Source organism: Frateuria aurantia DSM 6220 (assembly GCF_000242255.2).
In the GTDB taxonomy this organism is placed as follows: Bacteria; Pseudomonadota; Gammaproteobacteria; order Xanthomonadales; family Rhodanobacteraceae; genus Frateuria; species Frateuria aurantia.
Genome location: NC_017033.1, coordinates 1,051,887 through 1,065,973, shown reverse-complemented (window position 1 = coordinate 1,065,973; position 14,087 = coordinate 1,051,887). Strand labels below are relative to the sequence as shown.

Below are 14,087 nucleotides of genomic sequence, written 5' to 3'. Positions count from 1 at the left end.
CATTGGCATGCAGAACGATTGCGGCAGGAATCATTTGGCCTCCGGAGTGCAGTCCGATGGGCGGCGCTTCATGAAAAGCGAAAAGGTAGATACAGACCGGCCGGCGATCTGCAGGAGCACGAACGCGCCCCAGGCCATCAGCAGCAGGTTGCGCAGTGCGCGGGGAATCAGCTCGAAGGGGATGCCCAGGTATATGGCCAGGGCAATCACGGCGGCGCTATCGGAAAGGATCAGTCGATTCATCACGCCGCCTTACCGTGACCACTACGACGCTTGGTCTGAGCTGGGCCGAAAATATCCGGCCGGATCAAAAATGCCAGGCGCATTGCCTGAAGCTCAGGTATAGGCATGCCATCAGGCCACTGATATACGGACGCTGGTGCAATTCCCAGGGCTTTCGCAAGAGCGTAGCCGCTGCCAAAGGGCGAAATTGCTTCTGCCTTCGTGATCTTAGGTGCGCTTTTCATGGCGCAATAATAGGCTTGCTTACATCTATCATGCAAGCACAACTATACATGCACCATATAAGCTCCCTTACATGACTGGAACGCTCGCAGAACGAATCAAAGAAGCCAGAGAGGCTGCAGGCATCAGTGAGCCGGCAGAGCTAGCCAGACGGGTAGGCGTCAAGGCAGCATCGGCTTATCAATGGGAGTCAGGCTCAACCAAGAGCCTCAAGGACACCACGCTCATTGAGCTTTCAGACGTGCTTGACGTATCCCCTCGCTGGCTGGCCACTGGCGTAGGCCCAAGAGGCCCGCTCGAACATCTGGGAATCTCACGATCTGAGACACCAGAAGGCTACCTTCGCTTCCAAGTCATGGGTGCAGGCGGAGCGGGGCCAGGTGTGCTGAACAGTGAAGAGCCGGAAGTGCTCCAGGAAGTGGATATCGCCGAGTGGCAGGTCCGTCAGAAAGTTGGCCGCGCCGTCAGCCCCGATCGAGTGAAGCTCCTCACAGTTCGCGGACACTCCATGACCCCGCGCATAAAGCATGGCGATGTCGTGTTCGTGGACATTGAGGATCGAGACCCCATGGACGGCGGTATCTTCGTCGTCCTGCTCCATGGCCATGCCCTGGTCAAGCGCATCGAGATCCGTCGCGACGGCTTCCATGTTGTGAGCCTGGCCGATCCGGATCACCCGGATATCTACCGGCCTGATCAGGCCTCTGATATCTGCATTGCTGGCCGCGTCCTGGGAGCGATCCAGATGAAGCGCGACGAAGAACTGTAAGCCGCGCCATGTCTGCCAGCACAATGGAGTGCTAGCAGCGGCACGAGGCCCAACTCGGCGAAGCTTCTCGTAAGGGGTTCTACCCCGAAATTACGGACGGTTTGGAAAGGGCTGAAAATTTGAGGTCTGAGGGTGTCCTAGATTTTGTGTAACCGGGCCACAGGCGGGACACTGCCATCTGACCTGGAGATACCATGAGTCCACGCAAGCACGACGTGTAAGCCTCCCCTGGTGCAGCATCATTACCCGATCCAGCTCCAGGGTATGAAAAATGTCAGGCCTGAACAGGGTGCGCCTCGTTGTTGGTGCACTAGGGCGTGTCATCAATTGAGTGCAATGACTGAGGCAATCGTAAGCGTCCGGCGACCTCACCTTGCGGAAGCGGTGTCGCTCAGGCCAGCGGCAGCAAGCTGTCGATGGAACATACAGTAACGCTGACGCGCTCAGATGTTGTCTGTGGCTCCGCCGTACCGTCCATCGGTGCGCATTTTCACGGCGGGCGGATGACATACACCGTTCGACAACTACTGGCCGCCGCAGTCAGCGATAGCGACAACACCGCCGTCGATGCATTGCTCAAGCTGGTTCCGCCGCAGGAGGTCACGACCTTCCTGCGCGCACATGGCATCACAGGCATGCGGGTGGATGCGGACTTTCTCCAGAAATTGCAACATGGCGCCCTGCTCTCACCTACATCGACACACGCGCTGCTTGCACTGATGCAGGCACAGACAAAGCCGGAACGCCTGCGGCGAGGACTGCCCCAAGGCTTACGACTTGCGGACAAAAGCGGCACGTCCTACACACTGGACGTGCCTAACCTCCAGCTACAACGACATCGGTATCCTGACCTGGCCTGATGGCCATAGCGTAATCGTGGCCGCTTTCCTTATGGCATCACCTGCCTCGAAGACCGAACGTGATGCTCTGTTCGTTGACTTGGATCGCATGGTGACGAGCACACTACACCGCTGATCACTCACACCTGCTGGTATATGCATTTTAAATAAGGCAAGAAGGTAATCACTCAAAAAAGAGTTCCGACCTTTGGCGTCCTGCAATTGATCTAAATAGTCAATCTATGGCACGGCGCCGGCACATATAAGCAACGCATTCACCATAAATCCCGCCTTCAACGGTGGTCACACAGTCGTGCTCGATATCATGACTATGCCCCATTTTACTAGCCCACTTTCCGCTTGGGAGCTGGCGCGCAGCATGGGTAAATTCTGAATTCAATGCGTAAAGGGCGATTTTCTCTATATCCGCCTCAAGCAATCCGTCATTACAATCAACAAATCCAACAGTCCTGTATGCCGCCTTCAATGAATCGATATCAAGTGTTCGCGGCACATTTTCAGGCCACCAAGCGTCTCCATATGGCCACCACCACCTGTTTTCTACATTTGCAGCCCATGCGAGACAGTTGTATCTACTTGTTTCAGTACTCGTAATACGAGACGAGCTTTTTGTCAGTCTAGGAAAACCCTTCTCTTTAGCTAGATCAAACCAATCGCCCATCAGATTCCCCCCAGGCAATCCATTTATCAGCCATTGCAACCCAGTCCCCTCTAGGTGCAATTTTGGCTGGATCCTCGTCTGTCAGTAAGCGCAGTGCCTTGAACCAAGGGAAAGGATCCTTCCTATTACTCTTAATATCTTCTAAAATCCATCTAACCACATCCCCATTCATTGATAAGATATCTCTAAAATATTTAGAGGACTCCATATCCGAAAGCGAAGAAGACATCCTCACATCGTCTTTCAACTTCTCTGCCAACAGTCTAAACGATGCTTCACCATAATCATGAGAATCCGAAATAAATCTCAAAGAAGGGTTTAACCTGAAAGCAAATGGCCTGCCTTTAGATTTAATGGCAAAATCATGGCCAGTAAATGCACTCACCGACATTGGCTCGAGCGCACCTCCAAAACAGGAGTGCTTACCAGCATTTCTAGAGTCAAAATCCACAGAGGGCGAATCTCTTGAAATTAACACCGAAATAGGCATCAAAGAGTTAGAGCCATAATTTATTACTGTGCCGATATTGCTCTGGAATTCGATCATAAGACCTATCCTTTTTTACGCAGTTCGTCAGGAACGTGCACCATTGCAATAGCTGGCTGAGCATTAATCATGTATGAAGGATTACCTTGAGCATCATACTGACCATCAATGCGAACAACGTTAACAATATTAATTTTTGCACGAAACGTCGTCCCGTCAGAAAGAGTCACGTCAGACCAGCGTTCTAAGGACTCAACAATCTGCACTTCCCTACCCTCAACTTCGCCCTGCGGGGTCGGAACTTTCGTCAGTCGCTCGCTCATAGCAATCCTCGATAAACGGGAGTTTTGAAAAAACTTGTGTGCAAGTCTAGCACCTCTCAATCGATCAGTCTGTGGATAACATGTGCATAACACGACACTCAATCCAATGCGATCTATAAGGCGATCAGCATGAGTCTTTGATAGTTGGAGTGCTCCCCATATTTTCGGACACCGACTCACACTTGGTTTAACGACGCCAATCGGCACCGGTACTCACTAGAAGGCGGTACTTCAGGGCGCTAAGGGGATCATGCTCGCTATAGTGTTGGAAGGCCAATGCGAGGTTTCGCATGGCCATGGCCGGCTCAGGTTTGGACATCAAGGCCGCGTAATCACGCTTGATCGTGCGGGCTAGGCTCTCGGCTATGCCATTCTGCTGCGGGCAGTGCGTGCACCGGCATCGTTTCGAGAGCCAGGTCCATGCCCTGCGGGTGATCGCCGACTGGATCGCCTTCTACAACCAACAACGCCCGCATCAGGCACTGAAGATGATGACCCCGGATGAGGCTTACGCCGCTACATTAACCGCATGACCTGAGCAGAAAGCGGTGGGTCATTACATGGCTGGGAATTTGACATAGCGGCGTCTCATCCACTGCGACAGATCTCATACAGCTATGCTCAGCAGCAGTCTAGTGCCTCAAGCCCTCGGATGCGCCGAGATGTACTCGCATAGTGCCTGCTCCATGCGGGTCTGCCAGCCTGGGCCATCCGCCTTGAAGTAATCGAGGATCTCCGGAGAGTAACGTACGTTGGTCGCGACCTTGGGCTCAGCTACACGCGGCCTTCCCCGTGGGCGCAGCAACTCCTTGGCCACCCTCTCGCCAAAGATTCCAGGAAGTACATCATGCGCTGGCCTGGCCTTTCCGAAGGCCTCGACGCCCCACTCAGGAGCTTCAGCATCAATCTTGCTGGGGTTTGGTGCTTTTTTCATACAGTTTAACCTCTCTGGCGTTGGCCTTGCGGAAGCTGATCACGTGCACCGCGCCAGCGCGTGGCGTAAAGACCACCATGTGCAGACGACCATCAATCAGACCAATCAGCAACCCTCCCTGTCAGCGCCAGCCGATAACCTGGATCATTCCTTGCAGGGGAAGCCTTGAGCCATGGCCGCAATCAGAATCGACTCGATGTCCGTGTCATCAGTCGCATGGCCCTTGGGGGCCTCCTGATCTATCAATACTGCGGCAACCCTATCGTCCAGCTTCAATTTACCGGGCGGGCAAAAAAGCGCCCCATGACCTGAAATCTTTGCGTAGGCATTGGTCATCTGAGCTCCGGCAATTAGCCCCCACTAGGTACATGCCCATAGCGCCAGCAGCAACCGACCCAGGCTCGGACTCAGCGGCCTGATATTGGCCATACGTAATGGCATATGCCTGGCCACACATAGCCAAGCCGGCTGCAACGAGCAACATTCTCTTGAGCATATCTATCCCCTAGATGGTGGCTCCATTGTAACCCTCGTCAGGCGTATGCGCCTGCTCTACATGCCCAAGTACAGGATGCACAGAATCATAAACAAATGATGAACAAATATAAGCTTGCTTAATAGGCATGCTTGCATGAATATATAGTCGTACCTATATTTGGATTGCCGGCGCGAAACGCCCGGCACGCATCACCCGCTCATTCACAACGGGACGGTTCCCTGAGGATCTCCGGAGCACGCACCCGCAAGGCTGCGCTGGACATGCATAGGGAGCCAAGGCCTGACCAGCCTGGATAGAGGTCAGCAACGGCCATTGGAGACAGTGGCCATTGTGATGGGGTTTGGGATTGCGCTGGCCGAGGCGCTGAACACTCGGCGCCTCTTGCGTCGGACAGGGCCGTAGCGGGCCCGACAGACCTCATCACAATTCGACGCCAAAACGAGCAAAGCATGAAAGCGATCATCGCACGCCTATTTGGCGGTAGCGCAGCCAAGCAGGAAGTGACCATCGACACTGGAGCGATGGTGTTTTCAACCATAAAGAGAGCGCCATCATTCATCGACATGATCGTATGGCCAGATCCGGATGGGGCAACTCTTGAGCAGCGCGCCGTATTGCGTAAGTCAATCTCAGATTGGCAGAAGAGATCCGGCTCAAGCAGCGGCTTCTTCGACATCTGCCCTCTGAATGACCTTGTCGGGGCCTTCAACATCCCCCAGACACCAGAGACATGCGAGTCATATGAGCGCCTGCGAATGATCCACTGCGTTGACTTCAAGCACATGGACCGCGAGCTGTTTGACCTCATCCCGCGGCTCATCAACAACGTAATCTCCTCTGGCCGCATACCTGTGAACAGTGACAAACCGCTCACCCCATGAGTAGGCATTGGCCTGCCGCCTGGAAATTGCGCCGGCCGGGGCGCTGAACACCCGGAGTGCCATCTCATCGCTGGGAAAAGGAATGGCCCGTAGCGGGGCCGCCAGGCGGCAGCCCAATGCCTTGCAGCCGGAGTCAGTCCGGAGCGTCCAAGCCGTGAGTGGGCGTGCACAACAAAACCTCGGCAGCCATGGCCCGGTGCAAGCGCGCTCCTCGGACGACGCAAACCACCGCTGGGTGACATGACCTCGCCGCCCCTGCGAGTAGCCGGGGGCATTGGACTGGCGGCTGTAGACAGCAGCCTGGACGCCGTGAGGCGGCCGCCCAGCACCGCGATGGAAAACTCCGAAATCCCCTGGAAATGCCCAGTCGCCAGTCCAATCCGAACATCGCAACTACGGATCAGCTGGAAAGCAGACGCCCTGTTAGACCACTCCGCGCAATTTGCCTCGAGCATCCTCGTGAAGCGTCTTCTTCAGTGACCGCAGGATCGCAGACAGCTCTGCCTGCTCCTCAGCCTCGATCACAGCACGCCCTGAGGAGGCACGTAGATAGGCCTGCCCCGCCTCTGGCGGTAACCGGTCCAGCTCCTCTTGCACCCAGTGCTGAAGATGCCCACGGATCGCCGGATCGTATCGGCTGACCACATCAACCAGGCCTTGCCAGACCTTATCCATCACGTCTGGGTTATCGCAAATAGCCATGCCAGCACCATTCAACCGGGTGCCTGATTCTAACCCAGCAAGGATGAGTCAGGCCCGCCCTCAAGATCAGACTGCCAGAGTGACGCGATCTCGACCTGAGTTCTTGGACTCATATAGTGCGCCATCAGCTCGTTTGATCAGTCTAAGCAGGCAGATCTCACCATCATCAGTTGCGACGCCAATACTTACCGTCATGGTTAGCGCATGCCCACCGATCCGGATCGGTTTGTGAGCCAGCCTGCTACGCAGCATCTCAGACTTCCGCACAACGTTGGTGGCCGAATCGCCTGTAAGGAGGCAGACGAACTCCTCACCACCATAGCGGCCACAGATGTCATCCTCTTCGTCGAAGATGTCTTTGACGATCGATGCGAATGCTTTTAGGGCAATGTCCCCAGCGTGGTGCCCCAAGTCGTCATTGATTGCTTTGAATTGGTCGATATCCACGAACAAGACAGCGAATTTGACGCCCTCTTCTCTGCACCGCATGAGCAATTCTTCGCCCCGATCTATGAGCGAGGATCTATTTGCAAGGCCTGTCATGCCATCAATTTCGGCGGCAATCTTTAGATCGTTGATCAGCTTTTCGATGACCATCGCAAGCAACGCAAAGGCCTTCGCCAAGCTCATGCAAATCGCAATGTAGTAGATCGGCAGCGACTCACTGGCGCTCTTCGCGAGTCCAAACAAAAGGTCCGACGAAGCCAGGATAAGGCTGAAGGTATGCAATGCCGCATGCACCGAGATCACGAGCACGGCAAGACGACTCCCGTAAAAAGCCTGTCCCGGGAGGTATCGCAAAAGAAGCTGGACGGACCAAATATCCCAAACTGCAACAGCAAGGCTGTACAGAGCGAATCTAGGGAAGCTTCCTAGCCCGAACAGATACAGCGCCGTCTGAGCAGCCGTGTAGGCAACAGCAGGAACAATCAGAGCTGTAACGCTCCACTTCAGGCGGCAGTACCTGAAAAAGCCAGCAATCAAAAGGACTTGTGATGCAGCCAGTGCGGCGTGGCCTAACACGACCACAGCCAAAGGACGGTGACTGGGGAAGATGATGATCAAGGCAGCTGAAAAGACACCTGCCCACAGACTCAATGCCCAGTACTTGTACGCCCTTTCGTCACCGAGCGCCCTCAAGACCATTGAAAAGCCAGCCGCACAAATGAGTCCAGTCAGGAACAGGAGCGGGGGTAGCGACGAATATCCATGCATAGGCATTACAGGTGACACATTACGTTTCAGATCCACATAGCAACTGCAATCAGCAGGGATTTCAGCTCGAACCGCCGAGCAACCGCTGATCCTATACAAGTCTTGCGTCGCTCGCTCATTCATTTTTAGGCCGCACCGCCACAACTGTGAGACATCTCACGCAGAACCGCCCCCGGGCGGATGGAGATCACCAACATGGGTTACATCCCTCCCATCACCACCGGCCGCGGGCAAGCTCTGCGCGCCGCATACATGGCCGCCGGCATCTTCCTTGGCTCCATGTTTACCCTGGCCTTTGCCGGCATGCTCGGAGGTGGCTCGTGAGACACGGCCCGACCGATACAGGCCAGCCTGCCAAGGCACGGATCTACCTCGTGACGAATGAGCTGATCGATGCGCCCCGCGAAGCCGGCTTGGCCCGAGACTACCTGGTCCGAGCACCATCCAAGGCCCAGGCTATTGCCTACGTGGTTCGCAAGCACATCCGCGCTGACCTCGCCTCCCAGGATGACCTTGTGAGCAAGATTGGACTCGGCATCCAAATCGAGGACGCCACTCTTCCCAGCACCACCGACAACGCAGCCCAAGCCTCCTGACCCACCGCGCGGCCGGCGCTCACCGGTCACCCCACAACACACATTTTGCTACTGGCTCTTTGGGCCGGCACGGGAGAGTCATGCCGTGATTCACGAAAAAAAGTCGTTCAAGGACCTTGTCGATTCGATAGCTAAACGCGCCGAAGCCTCTGGTGAGGCTGAGTTTGTTGCTGAAGTCATGTCCATCAAAGGCCAGTTGATGGCCATGGTTGGGGGCCTCGCGATGTGCAGCGCTTCGGAAGATCCGCAAGCCTCAAGCGCAGCTGATCAGGCCTTGATCCGGGCTGGATTTACACCCAACGCTATCCGGCTGTGGCTCTCGGTGATTTTGGACTTCCACGCCGCAAAAATGCGCTCGACTGCCACCTCCCCGGCGCCTGCCCACTGATGGCCCGCGGCATCAACAAGGTCATCCTGGTCGGCAACCTCGGTGGCGATCCGGAGCTGCGATACACCGGCGGCGGCACAGCCGTCTGCCAGCTCCGCGTCGCCACAGCCGAGACCTGGAACGACAAGCAGTCCGGCCAGCGGCAGGAGCGCACCGAATGGCACCGCGTCGTGCTATTCGGAAAGCTGGGCGAGATTGCCCAGGAGTATCTCCGCAAGGGCCGGCAGGTCTACATCGAAGGCTCGCTGCGCACCAAGGAATACACCGACAAGGAAGGCATCAAGCGCTTCACCACGGAAGTGATCGCCACCGATATGCAGATGCTGAGTGGCGATGGTGGATCCAGCGGCAACCGGCAGCAGCCCGGCAATTCCCGCGGTCGTGGCCAGCAGGCCAACCAGCGCGGCCATGCCCAGCAACACGAGCCTCCGCCGGATCAGGGCGCCCCGCCCTTCGATGACGACGATATCCCCTTCTAGCCAACGGAGGCCTGCAGATGGCCATCGATAACTCTGTGCCGACCATCGACATGTTCCAGCCACTTGATGGTTGGTTTGACTCACGGCTCCACCGCGTCCGGGTCAAGGTCCTCAATGGCAAGCCTAACGCCTGGTGTCGAAGGAATTGCGTCGGAGACGCAGCAGGCGAATGCAGTTGGGCCCCGCAATTCAAGCAGCCCTGGCTGCACTTCCCCGATATCCCTCCAGCACTCAATGAAATGCTGACCACCCACATCGCCGCTCGATAGCTGGCGGCTACACAGGAACCACCGTTATGGCCTCCCCGGCAGAAACGTTCCTCGATCACTGGCTCGAGGATTACCCCAACTGGCGCGAGAGCGAATCGGCCCAGGACATGGTCCGCAAGGCCGAACAGGGGCTGGCGAAAATAGGCTACGGAAGCATGCCCGGCAATACCGCTGCTGAGATCCCGGCCGCGCCGGCCGATCCGATCAACCCCGAGCTGGTCCTGCCGGCCGAGCGCGGCGAGATCCAGCTGTTCGCCTCCGGTGCCGTCGCGCTACCGCCCGGAAAGCTCCGCCGCCTCGCTCGTACAGGCCTGCTACGCCACGCCGGCAAGGGCAGGTATGACCTGACTGATATTGGCCGGAGGGCATTGGCATGAGCCGTCGACCCTGGACAAAGGCAGAAGACGCCATGGTTCGTGAGTTCTTCCCCGACATCACCTGCGCAGATCTATCCCGCCGCATGGGCAGGTCCAAGCCGGCAATCTACGGGCGGGCCGCCACACTCGGCGTCAGGAAAAGCGAGGCCTTCATGGCCAGCGATGTCTCCGGCCGCATCGCTCGAGGACGGACAAATCCGCGCATGATCGCCACCCAATTCAAGCCTGGCCAAACTCCTGCCAACAAAGGCAAGAAGCATCCTCCAGGCTGGGCCCCGGGTCGAATGGCTGAAACTCAATTCAAGGCTGGAAAGATGGCCGGCGCTGCTCAGCACAACTACCGGCCAATTGGTAGCGAGCGAATCTGCAGGGATGGCTACCTTGAACGCAAGGTCACCGACGATCCCTCGCTTTACCCGGCCAGACGGTGGGTCGCTGTACACCGCCTCGTCTGGGAGGCAGTCCATGGCCCCATTCCGCCGGGTCACGCCGTGGTGTTCAAGCCAGGCTGCGCAACCGTTGAGGCCTCACTTATCACGGCCGACCGACTCGAGCTGCTTAGCCGAGCCGAACTGATGCGCCGGAACAGCTACCACACCCGATATCCCAAGGAAGTCGCCCAGCTCATCCAGCTCAAGGGTGCCCTACAACGCAAGATCAACAAAAGGCAGCAGTCATGAAGAACAAGATGTCCGATGTGCGAGATCACCTGGTTGCAATGCTGGAATCCTTGGGTGATCCGGAGTCGAACCCCGAGGTCATCGAGCGGGCCAAAGCCACGGCATTGGTCGCTGGGACCTACATCAACGCAGTGAAGGTCGAGATCGACGCTATCCGCCTCGCCGACGAAGTGGGTCAGTTGCCGGCGGCCATTGATGCGACCTCCGCTCGCCCGATCGGTCGGCCTAGCTTACAGATCCAGGGAACTCAGTGATCCCCGCCCTGCTCTTCGCCGCCACGCTGGCATCGCAGCCGGCACCGGCAACTTCTACCTGGTGCAGCTCACTCGCCCAAGTCGCATCCACCGCAGAGCAGGCCCGCGCCGCCGGGGTATCGCTGGACCAGATGCTGGCCGGCCTGCAGGAACTCCCGCCCGATGCTCGCCCGGCCGCCGCCGGCACGATCCGGGCCATCTACACCACCACGCCAATGCCGCCTGCAGCTGCAGGGCTGGCCGCACGCAATGAATGTGAGAAACAGAACTATGGTTGATCAAGACAAAAGCGCTGCAGAAGTCATTGCCGCCCTTGGGTTCATGGATGAGCTACCTGACATGGAATCCAGAGCTGACTACCTGGATCTGCTCATGATCGGCGTCATTGAGGCGATGCGAGCACTCGCGGGAGAGGAGGCAACGGCGGACTGGATGGATAAGCGAGTAGAGCAGGCAAAAGGATCGGAGCCCGCACTAATGCTTCGGAGGATGAACTGATATGCAGGGCATCGACACAGCAGATTTCGAAATGGCAATGCTGGATGCGCGGCGCTACCGATGGCTTCGAGACCATTCCGAACGATTCGCAGCGATCGAGTCTCCCGACCCTGAAACTGGATTTACCGCCGGCATGATCGAGCCGCCTTTTCTAGTGGATGACGATGCATCAGGAGCAACGATGCTCATTGGAAAGGCAATGGACATTGCCATCGACGGCGCCATGGCGCGAAATCGTGAGGGAGCGTGATGGGAGCGGCGGAAAAGATTGCTCTGAGCAAAACCGAGCTCGCGGCTTACCTGCGGGCCTACACACGAAAGAAACAGATCCGTGTGCTGGTATCGAATGGCATCCGGCACCACTTGGACGCCGGCGGCTGGCCGATCGTTACCCGTAGCGCGATTGAGGGCGAAACCAGCTCACAGCAGCCTACCAAACGCTGGGCCTCCAACAAAGCAAGGGCATGACATGGGCCGAAGGCCATCCAACCCCGGGGCTATCCCGCACTTGCGGATCCGCAAGCGCGGGACTCGCTCCTATTACTACTACGACCACGGCGGCAAACCACGAAAGGAAGAGCCCCTCGGTACGGACTATGGCCTGGCCATCAAGCGCTGGGCCGAAATCGAGCGCGAAGGTCATGAGCGGCCGGCAGGGATCATCACCCTGCGATATGTCACCGATCGGTATATCGCCGAGGTGCTGCCGACCAAGTCGCCGACAACTCAGCGGGGCAATCTCAAGGAGGTCAAAATGCTCATGAGCTATTTTGATGATCCGCCCTGCCCGCTTGAGGCCATCGAGCCGCAGCACGTCAAACAGTACATCGTGTGGCGCAAGGCGAAGGTCCGCGCCAATCGGGAACGCGCCCTGCTTTCGCATATCTGGAACTGGGCCCGGGAAATGGGCTACACCAAGCTCCCCAATCCATGCGCCGGCGTGCGAGGCAATCGGGAAACCGGCCGCGACATCTACATCGAGGACGAGGTCTTCCTGGCTGTGTGGACGGCAGCCGAGCAGCCGCTGCGCGATGCCATGGATCTGGCCTACCTCACCGGTCAGCGCGTCGCCGATACCTTGAGCATGGATGAGGACGATATCCGCAATGGACAGCTGCAAGTCGTCCAGGGCAAGACCGGAGCCAAGCGGCGCATCGAAGTCGTGGGCGAGCTCGCCGAGCTGATCAATGCAATGGTGGAGCGAAAGCGGCGCATGGGGGCCATTACCCGGAAACTGATCACCACAGCCAAAGGCGGCACGATGTCATACCGGATGCTCAATGGTGCCTTTCAGCGCGCCAGGGTCAAAGCCGGGGTGAAATTCGAAAACTTCCAATTCAGGGATCTGCGAGCGAAAGCCGGCACCGACAAGGCAGAGTCGTCGGGCGATATCAGGCAAGCTCAGAAGCAGTTGGGGCACAGCTCGGTCACCATGACGGAGCACTACACCCGGAACCGGCGTGGGGACAAAGTCACACCCACACGGTAGCAATTGCGGAAAAGTCACCTGATTGCGGAAATGGTCACTTTTTGACCAGACTTGCAACCTGTTGATTTTCCGCTGGTGCCCGAGGTCGGACTCGAACCGACAAGCCTTGCGGCGGAGGATTTTGAGTCCTCTGCGTCTACCAATTCCACCACTCGGGCAGCGGAGCGAAGTAGTATGCCTGCATATGTTCGGGGCGTCGAGTCTTTTCTGATTTTTTGTGTAGTTGAGCCACCAGATGGCGTGTCGCCCGCTGGCAAGAAACCGTCGATGCCCGGACTGGATGGGGTGGCTGCAGTCGATCCGCGCCCGGCCAGCCGATGATGCCCCCCGATGTCGGCATGACGGCCCTGGCATGGGGACGGCCATCCATGTGTCTCTTCGATGCGAAGCCGGGACTGGCCCCCTGCGCATAACACCCAGCTAACATCAACAAGTGCAGTCTACGATTGCAGGCCTGGTCAAACGGGACCCGAGCCTGTCCCGCACGGTCCGGGGATGTCGCTTCACAAGCAGAAGTCCATCAGACCGAGCCGCCAACAGCGGCCAAGTTGTCGCGTTGCCGTACGCAAGGGTGCATTGTCGAGATCGTCTAGACCAAGAGGCCGGGACCATGGACACACTTTCATACAATACGCGTTCGACCCTGATCCGGATCGTGGCCACGTCGGGCTGGCAGGCCATCTGCGCTCTGGGCCGCCGCGGAACAGGCCACACCTCCACGGATCGCAACCGGGACAATGCCTCAACCCAGGCGTCATTCACTCGTCGCTCCGCCAGCTCCATGGCTGCCAGGCTGGGCTTGGGACGGCGCTGACCGGTCATGTGGCCATGGACGCAACGCGTGCATGGCCACATGAAGACCTGCCGAACGGGGTATTTCAGCATGACGGCTGACGCCGTCGCGGCTGTATGTCCGGCTTGCGATGGATGACATCGACGAAAGCCGGCCAGTCCTTCGCTCTGCCCCCGATACCCAGCCGTGGACTGACAGGCCGTCAACGATGAATGCCGGCCTGCTGCCGGTACGCAGGCACGCCGCCGACTGATCCGGCCGCGGACAAGGTCGGCAGGACTTCTGCCCCGCACAGATGGCAGACGAGACGCATCGCCCCTTCATGGATGTCGCCGCACCCCGGACCGGGACGCAGCCAGCCTGTGCAGCGCCGGAAACAGGCCGGCGCAAGGCTGGCTTGCTGTCAGGCCCTGCGAGCCATGGGTCCGTCAGGCCCGCGCCCCGGCCCGCCTTATCGGACTTCGACCA

General features: G+C 57.8%; 26 protein-coding genes, 1 tRNA gene and 1 pseudogene. 17 read left to right on the top strand and 11 right to left on the bottom strand.

Translation table 11 applies throughout. The features are described from left to right. Nucleotides 1-30: 30 nt before the first annotated feature. Nucleotides 31-243 carry a hypothetical protein gene (locus FRAAU_RS04795; RefSeq protein ID WP_014402443.1) on the bottom strand — a complete coding sequence of 71 codons (213 nt, stop codon included), beginning with the start codon at nt 241-243 and terminating at the stop codon, nt 31-33. Then, complete coding sequence (locus tag FRAAU_RS17945) at nt 243-467, bottom strand: Cro/CI family transcriptional regulator (protein WP_083841123.1); 225 nt, start codon at nt 465-467, stop codon at nt 243-245. Before FRAAU_RS17945 ends, FRAAU_RS04795 begins: the two co-directional genes overlap by 1 nt. Before the next feature lie 71 nt (nt 468-538). Between FRAAU_RS17945 and FRAAU_RS16820 the strand changes: the two genes are divergently transcribed. Beyond that, nucleotides 539-1,234 carry a LexA family transcriptional regulator gene (locus FRAAU_RS16820; protein WP_014402442.1) on the top strand — a complete coding sequence of 232 codons (696 nt, stop codon included), beginning with the start codon at nt 539-541 and terminating at the stop codon, nt 1,232-1,234. A gap of 416 nt (nt 1,235-1,650) precedes the next feature. Next, on the top strand, nt 1,651-2,094 hold the full coding sequence (locus FRAAU_RS04780; RefSeq protein WP_041270375.1) for a serine hydrolase: 444 nt from the start codon (nt 1,651-1,653) through the stop codon (nt 2,092-2,094). A 214-nt stretch (nt 2,095-2,308) separates the two neighbouring features. Here the strand turns inward: FRAAU_RS04780 and FRAAU_RS17155 are convergent, their stop codons facing one another. The 4 genes and pseudogenes from FRAAU_RS17155 to FRAAU_RS17140 all read right to left on the bottom strand — a co-directional run. Next, the gene (locus FRAAU_RS17155; RefSeq protein WP_156803337.1) at nt 2,309-2,755 is read right to left on the bottom strand and encodes a DUF7689 domain-containing protein; all 447 of its coding nucleotides are present in this window, start codon (nt 2,753-2,755) and stop codon (nt 2,309-2,311) included. Beyond that, nucleotides 2,739-3,302: a hypothetical protein gene (locus FRAAU_RS17150; protein WP_014402440.1), complete on the bottom strand. Its 564-nt coding sequence runs from the start codon at nt 3,300-3,302 to the stop codon at nt 2,739-2,741. Before FRAAU_RS17150 ends, FRAAU_RS17155 begins: the two co-directional genes overlap by 17 nt. A 5-nt stretch (nt 3,303-3,307) precedes the next feature. Then, nucleotides 3,308-3,565, bottom strand: a complete 258-nt coding sequence (locus FRAAU_RS17145; protein WP_156803336.1) for a hypothetical protein — start codon at nt 3,563-3,565, stop codon at nt 3,308-3,310. A 187-nt stretch (nt 3,566-3,752) separates the two neighbouring features. Next, nucleotides 3,753-3,947 (bottom strand): annotated as a pseudogene (locus tag FRAAU_RS17140) (integrase core domain-containing protein); the annotation flags it as partial. Here FRAAU_RS17140 and FRAAU_RS04775 point away from each other — a divergent pair. Continuing rightward, on the top strand, nt 3,931-4,098 hold the full coding sequence (locus tag FRAAU_RS04775) for an integrase core domain-containing protein (protein ID WP_041270374.1): 168 nt from the start codon (nt 3,931-3,933) through the stop codon (nt 4,096-4,098). The pseudogene FRAAU_RS17140 and the gene FRAAU_RS04775 overlap by 17 nt on opposite strands. Before the next feature lie 107 nt (nt 4,099-4,205). Here the strand turns inward: FRAAU_RS04775 and FRAAU_RS04770 are convergent, their stop codons facing one another. Further along, nucleotides 4,206-4,499 carry a BrnA antitoxin family protein gene (locus tag FRAAU_RS04770; protein ID WP_014402439.1) on the bottom strand — a complete coding sequence of 98 codons (294 nt, stop codon included), beginning with the start codon at nt 4,497-4,499 and terminating at the stop codon, nt 4,206-4,208. A 144-nt stretch (nt 4,500-4,643) separates the two neighbouring features. Further along, nucleotides 4,644-4,835: a Rap1a family protein gene (locus FRAAU_RS04765; protein WP_014402438.1), complete on the bottom strand. Its 192-nt coding sequence runs from the start codon at nt 4,833-4,835 to the stop codon at nt 4,644-4,646. 612 nt (nt 4,836-5,447) lie between these two features. Between FRAAU_RS04765 and FRAAU_RS04760 the strand changes: the two genes are divergently transcribed. Beyond that, nucleotides 5,448-5,879 carry a hypothetical protein gene (locus tag FRAAU_RS04760; protein WP_041270373.1) on the top strand — a complete coding sequence of 144 codons (432 nt, stop codon included), beginning with the start codon at nt 5,448-5,450 and terminating at the stop codon, nt 5,877-5,879. 423 nt (nt 5,880-6,302) lie between these two features. On the opposite strand, the gene FRAAU_RS04755 is transcribed toward FRAAU_RS04760, so the two are convergent. Together FRAAU_RS04755 and FRAAU_RS16330 are read right to left on the bottom strand one after the other, a co-directional pair. Continuing rightward, entirely contained in the window at nt 6,303-6,581 is a 279-nt protein-coding gene (locus tag FRAAU_RS04755) for a hypothetical protein (RefSeq protein WP_041270372.1), read from the bottom strand. A 66-nt stretch (nt 6,582-6,647) separates the two neighbouring features. Continuing rightward, a complete protein-coding gene (locus FRAAU_RS16330) occupies nt 6,648-7,832 on the bottom strand; it encodes a GGDEF domain-containing protein (protein WP_169314748.1) in 1,185 nt (394 codons plus the stop codon). A 159-nt stretch (nt 7,833-7,991) separates the two neighbouring features. On the opposite strand from FRAAU_RS16330, the gene FRAAU_RS17815 reads away from it, so the two are divergent. The 12 genes from FRAAU_RS17815 (at nt 7,992) to FRAAU_RS04695 (ending at nt 12,826) form a co-directional block, all read left to right on the top strand. Further along, nucleotides 7,992-8,120 carry a hypothetical protein gene (locus FRAAU_RS17815; protein WP_014402435.1) on the top strand — a complete coding sequence of 43 codons (129 nt, stop codon included), beginning with the start codon at nt 7,992-7,994 and terminating at the stop codon, nt 8,118-8,120. 50 nt (nt 8,121-8,170) lie between these two features. After that, entirely contained in the window at nt 8,171-8,392 is a 222-nt protein-coding gene (locus tag FRAAU_RS04745; protein ID WP_156803335.1) for a hypothetical protein, read from the top strand. Nucleotides 8,393-8,477: 85 nt separating this feature from the next. After that, on the top strand, nt 8,478-8,780 hold the full coding sequence (locus FRAAU_RS04740; protein WP_041270371.1) for a hypothetical protein: 303 nt from the start codon (nt 8,478-8,480) through the stop codon (nt 8,778-8,780). After that, the gene (ssb, locus tag FRAAU_RS04735; RefSeq protein WP_014402433.1) at nt 8,780-9,259 is read left to right on the top strand and encodes a single-stranded DNA-binding protein; all 480 of its coding nucleotides are present in this window, start codon (nt 8,780-8,782) and stop codon (nt 9,257-9,259) included. Before FRAAU_RS04740 ends, ssb begins: the two co-directional genes overlap by 1 nt. 295 nt (nt 9,260-9,554) lie before the next feature. Next, nucleotides 9,555-9,905 carry a hypothetical protein gene (locus FRAAU_RS04730; RefSeq protein ID WP_014402431.1) on the top strand — a complete coding sequence of 117 codons (351 nt, stop codon included), beginning with the start codon at nt 9,555-9,557 and terminating at the stop codon, nt 9,903-9,905. Beyond that, nucleotides 9,902-10,585, top strand: coding sequence for an HNH endonuclease signature motif containing protein (locus FRAAU_RS04725; protein ID WP_014402430.1), 684 nt, complete (start codon nt 9,902-9,904; stop codon nt 10,583-10,585). The genes FRAAU_RS04730 and FRAAU_RS04725 overlap by 4 nt, the downstream gene beginning before the upstream one ends. Further along, a complete protein-coding gene (locus tag FRAAU_RS04720) occupies nt 10,582-10,839 on the top strand; it encodes a hypothetical protein (RefSeq protein WP_014402429.1) in 258 nt (85 codons plus the stop codon). Before FRAAU_RS04725 ends, FRAAU_RS04720 begins: the two co-directional genes overlap by 4 nt. After that, nucleotides 10,836-11,117 (top strand): hypothetical protein, encoded by a 282-nt coding sequence (locus FRAAU_RS04715; protein ID WP_014402428.1) that lies wholly within the window; start codon nt 10,836-10,838, stop codon nt 11,115-11,117. The genes FRAAU_RS04720 and FRAAU_RS04715 overlap by 4 nt, the downstream gene beginning before the upstream one ends. Then, entirely contained in the window at nt 11,110-11,337 is a 228-nt protein-coding gene (locus FRAAU_RS04710) for a hypothetical protein (protein ID WP_041270370.1), read from the top strand. Before FRAAU_RS04715 ends, FRAAU_RS04710 begins: the two co-directional genes overlap by 8 nt. 1 nt (nt 11,338) lies before the next feature. After that, nucleotides 11,339-11,587, top strand: coding sequence for a hypothetical protein (locus tag FRAAU_RS04705; protein ID WP_014402427.1), 249 nt, complete (start codon nt 11,339-11,341; stop codon nt 11,585-11,587). Continuing rightward, a complete protein-coding gene (locus FRAAU_RS04700; protein ID WP_014402426.1) occupies nt 11,587-11,805 on the top strand; it encodes a DUF4224 domain-containing protein in 219 nt (72 codons plus the stop codon). Before FRAAU_RS04705 ends, FRAAU_RS04700 begins: the two co-directional genes overlap by 1 nt. Before the next feature lies 1 nt (nt 11,806). After that, nucleotides 11,807-12,826 carry a tyrosine-type recombinase/integrase gene (locus FRAAU_RS04695; protein ID WP_014402425.1) on the top strand — a complete coding sequence of 340 codons (1,020 nt, stop codon included), beginning with the start codon at nt 11,807-11,809 and terminating at the stop codon, nt 12,824-12,826. A gap of 73 nt (nt 12,827-12,899) precedes the next feature. Here the strand turns inward: FRAAU_RS04695 and FRAAU_RS04690 are convergent. Further along, nucleotides 12,900-12,984 (bottom strand) — tRNA-Leu (locus FRAAU_RS04690). A 452-nt stretch (nt 12,985-13,436) separates the two neighbouring features. Between FRAAU_RS04690 and FRAAU_RS17135 the strand changes: the two genes are divergently transcribed. Beyond that, the gene (locus tag FRAAU_RS17135) at nt 13,437-13,640 is read left to right on the top strand and encodes a hypothetical protein (protein ID WP_014402424.1); all 204 of its coding nucleotides are present in this window, start codon (nt 13,437-13,439) and stop codon (nt 13,638-13,640) included. The last annotated feature ends 447 nt before the right edge of the window (nt 13,641-14,087 follow it).

Excerpts from the sequence above, each read along its gene's own strand:
- FRAAU_RS04765 (WP_014402438.1), bottom strand. The coding sequence starts at position 4,835 with ATGACCAATGCCTACGCAAAGATTTCAGGTCATGGGGCGCTTTTTTGC.
- FRAAU_RS04775 (WP_041270374.1), top strand. The coding sequence starts at position 3,931 with ATGCCATTCTGCTGCGGGCAGTGCGTGCACCGGCATCGTTTCGAGAGC.
- FRAAU_RS17155 (WP_156803337.1), bottom strand. The coding sequence starts at position 2,755 with ATGGGCGATTGGTTTGATCTAGCTAAAGAGAAGGGTTTTCCTAGACTG.
- FRAAU_RS16820 (WP_014402442.1), top strand. The coding sequence starts at position 539 with ATGACTGGAACGCTCGCAGAACGAATCAAAGAAGCCAGAGAGGCTGCA.
- FRAAU_RS04710 (WP_041270370.1), top strand. The coding sequence starts at position 11,110 with ATGGTTGATCAAGACAAAAGCGCTGCAGAAGTCATTGCCGCCCTTGGG.
- FRAAU_RS04700 (WP_014402426.1), top strand. The coding sequence starts at position 11,587 with ATGGGAGCGGCGGAAAAGATTGCTCTGAGCAAAACCGAGCTCGCGGCT.
- FRAAU_RS04705 (WP_014402427.1), top strand. The coding sequence starts at position 11,339 with ATGCAGGGCATCGACACAGCAGATTTCGAAATGGCAATGCTGGATGCG.
- FRAAU_RS17135 (WP_014402424.1), top strand. The coding sequence starts at position 13,437 with ATGGACACACTTTCATACAATACGCGTTCGACCCTGATCCGGATCGTG.
- FRAAU_RS04695 (WP_014402425.1), top strand. The coding sequence starts at position 11,807 with ATGGGCCGAAGGCCATCCAACCCCGGGGCTATCCCGCACTTGCGGATC.
- ssb (WP_014402433.1), top strand. The coding sequence starts at position 8,780 with ATGGCCCGCGGCATCAACAAGGTCATCCTGGTCGGCAACCTCGGTGGC.
- FRAAU_RS04760 (WP_041270373.1), top strand. The coding sequence starts at position 5,448 with ATGAAAGCGATCATCGCACGCCTATTTGGCGGTAGCGCAGCCAAGCAG.
- FRAAU_RS04780 (WP_041270375.1), top strand. The coding sequence starts at position 1,651 with ATGGAACATACAGTAACGCTGACGCGCTCAGATGTTGTCTGTGGCTCC.
- FRAAU_RS04730 (WP_014402431.1), top strand. The coding sequence starts at position 9,555 with ATGGCCTCCCCGGCAGAAACGTTCCTCGATCACTGGCTCGAGGATTAC.
- FRAAU_RS17150 (WP_014402440.1), bottom strand. The coding sequence starts at position 3,302 with ATGATCGAATTCCAGAGCAATATCGGCACAGTAATAAATTATGGCTCT.
- FRAAU_RS04755 (WP_041270372.1), bottom strand. The coding sequence starts at position 6,581 with ATGGCTATTTGCGATAACCCAGACGTGATGGATAAGGTCTGGCAAGGC.
- FRAAU_RS17815 (WP_014402435.1), top strand. The coding sequence starts at position 7,992 with ATGGGTTACATCCCTCCCATCACCACCGGCCGCGGGCAAGCTCTGCGC.
- FRAAU_RS17145 (WP_156803336.1), bottom strand. The coding sequence starts at position 3,565 with ATGAGCGAGCGACTGACGAAAGTTCCGACCCCGCAGGGCGAAGTTGAG.
- FRAAU_RS04795 (WP_014402443.1), bottom strand. The coding sequence starts at position 243 with ATGAATCGACTGATCCTTTCCGATAGCGCCGCCGTGATTGCCCTGGCC.
- FRAAU_RS04725 (WP_014402430.1), top strand. The coding sequence starts at position 9,902 with ATGAGCCGTCGACCCTGGACAAAGGCAGAAGACGCCATGGTTCGTGAG.
- FRAAU_RS04770 (WP_014402439.1), bottom strand. The coding sequence starts at position 4,499 with ATGAAAAAAGCACCAAACCCCAGCAAGATTGATGCTGAAGCTCCTGAG.
- FRAAU_RS17945 (WP_083841123.1), bottom strand. The coding sequence starts at position 467 with ATGAAAAGCGCACCTAAGATCACGAAGGCAGAAGCAATTTCGCCCTTT.
- FRAAU_RS04720 (WP_014402429.1), top strand. The coding sequence starts at position 10,582 with ATGAAGAACAAGATGTCCGATGTGCGAGATCACCTGGTTGCAATGCTG.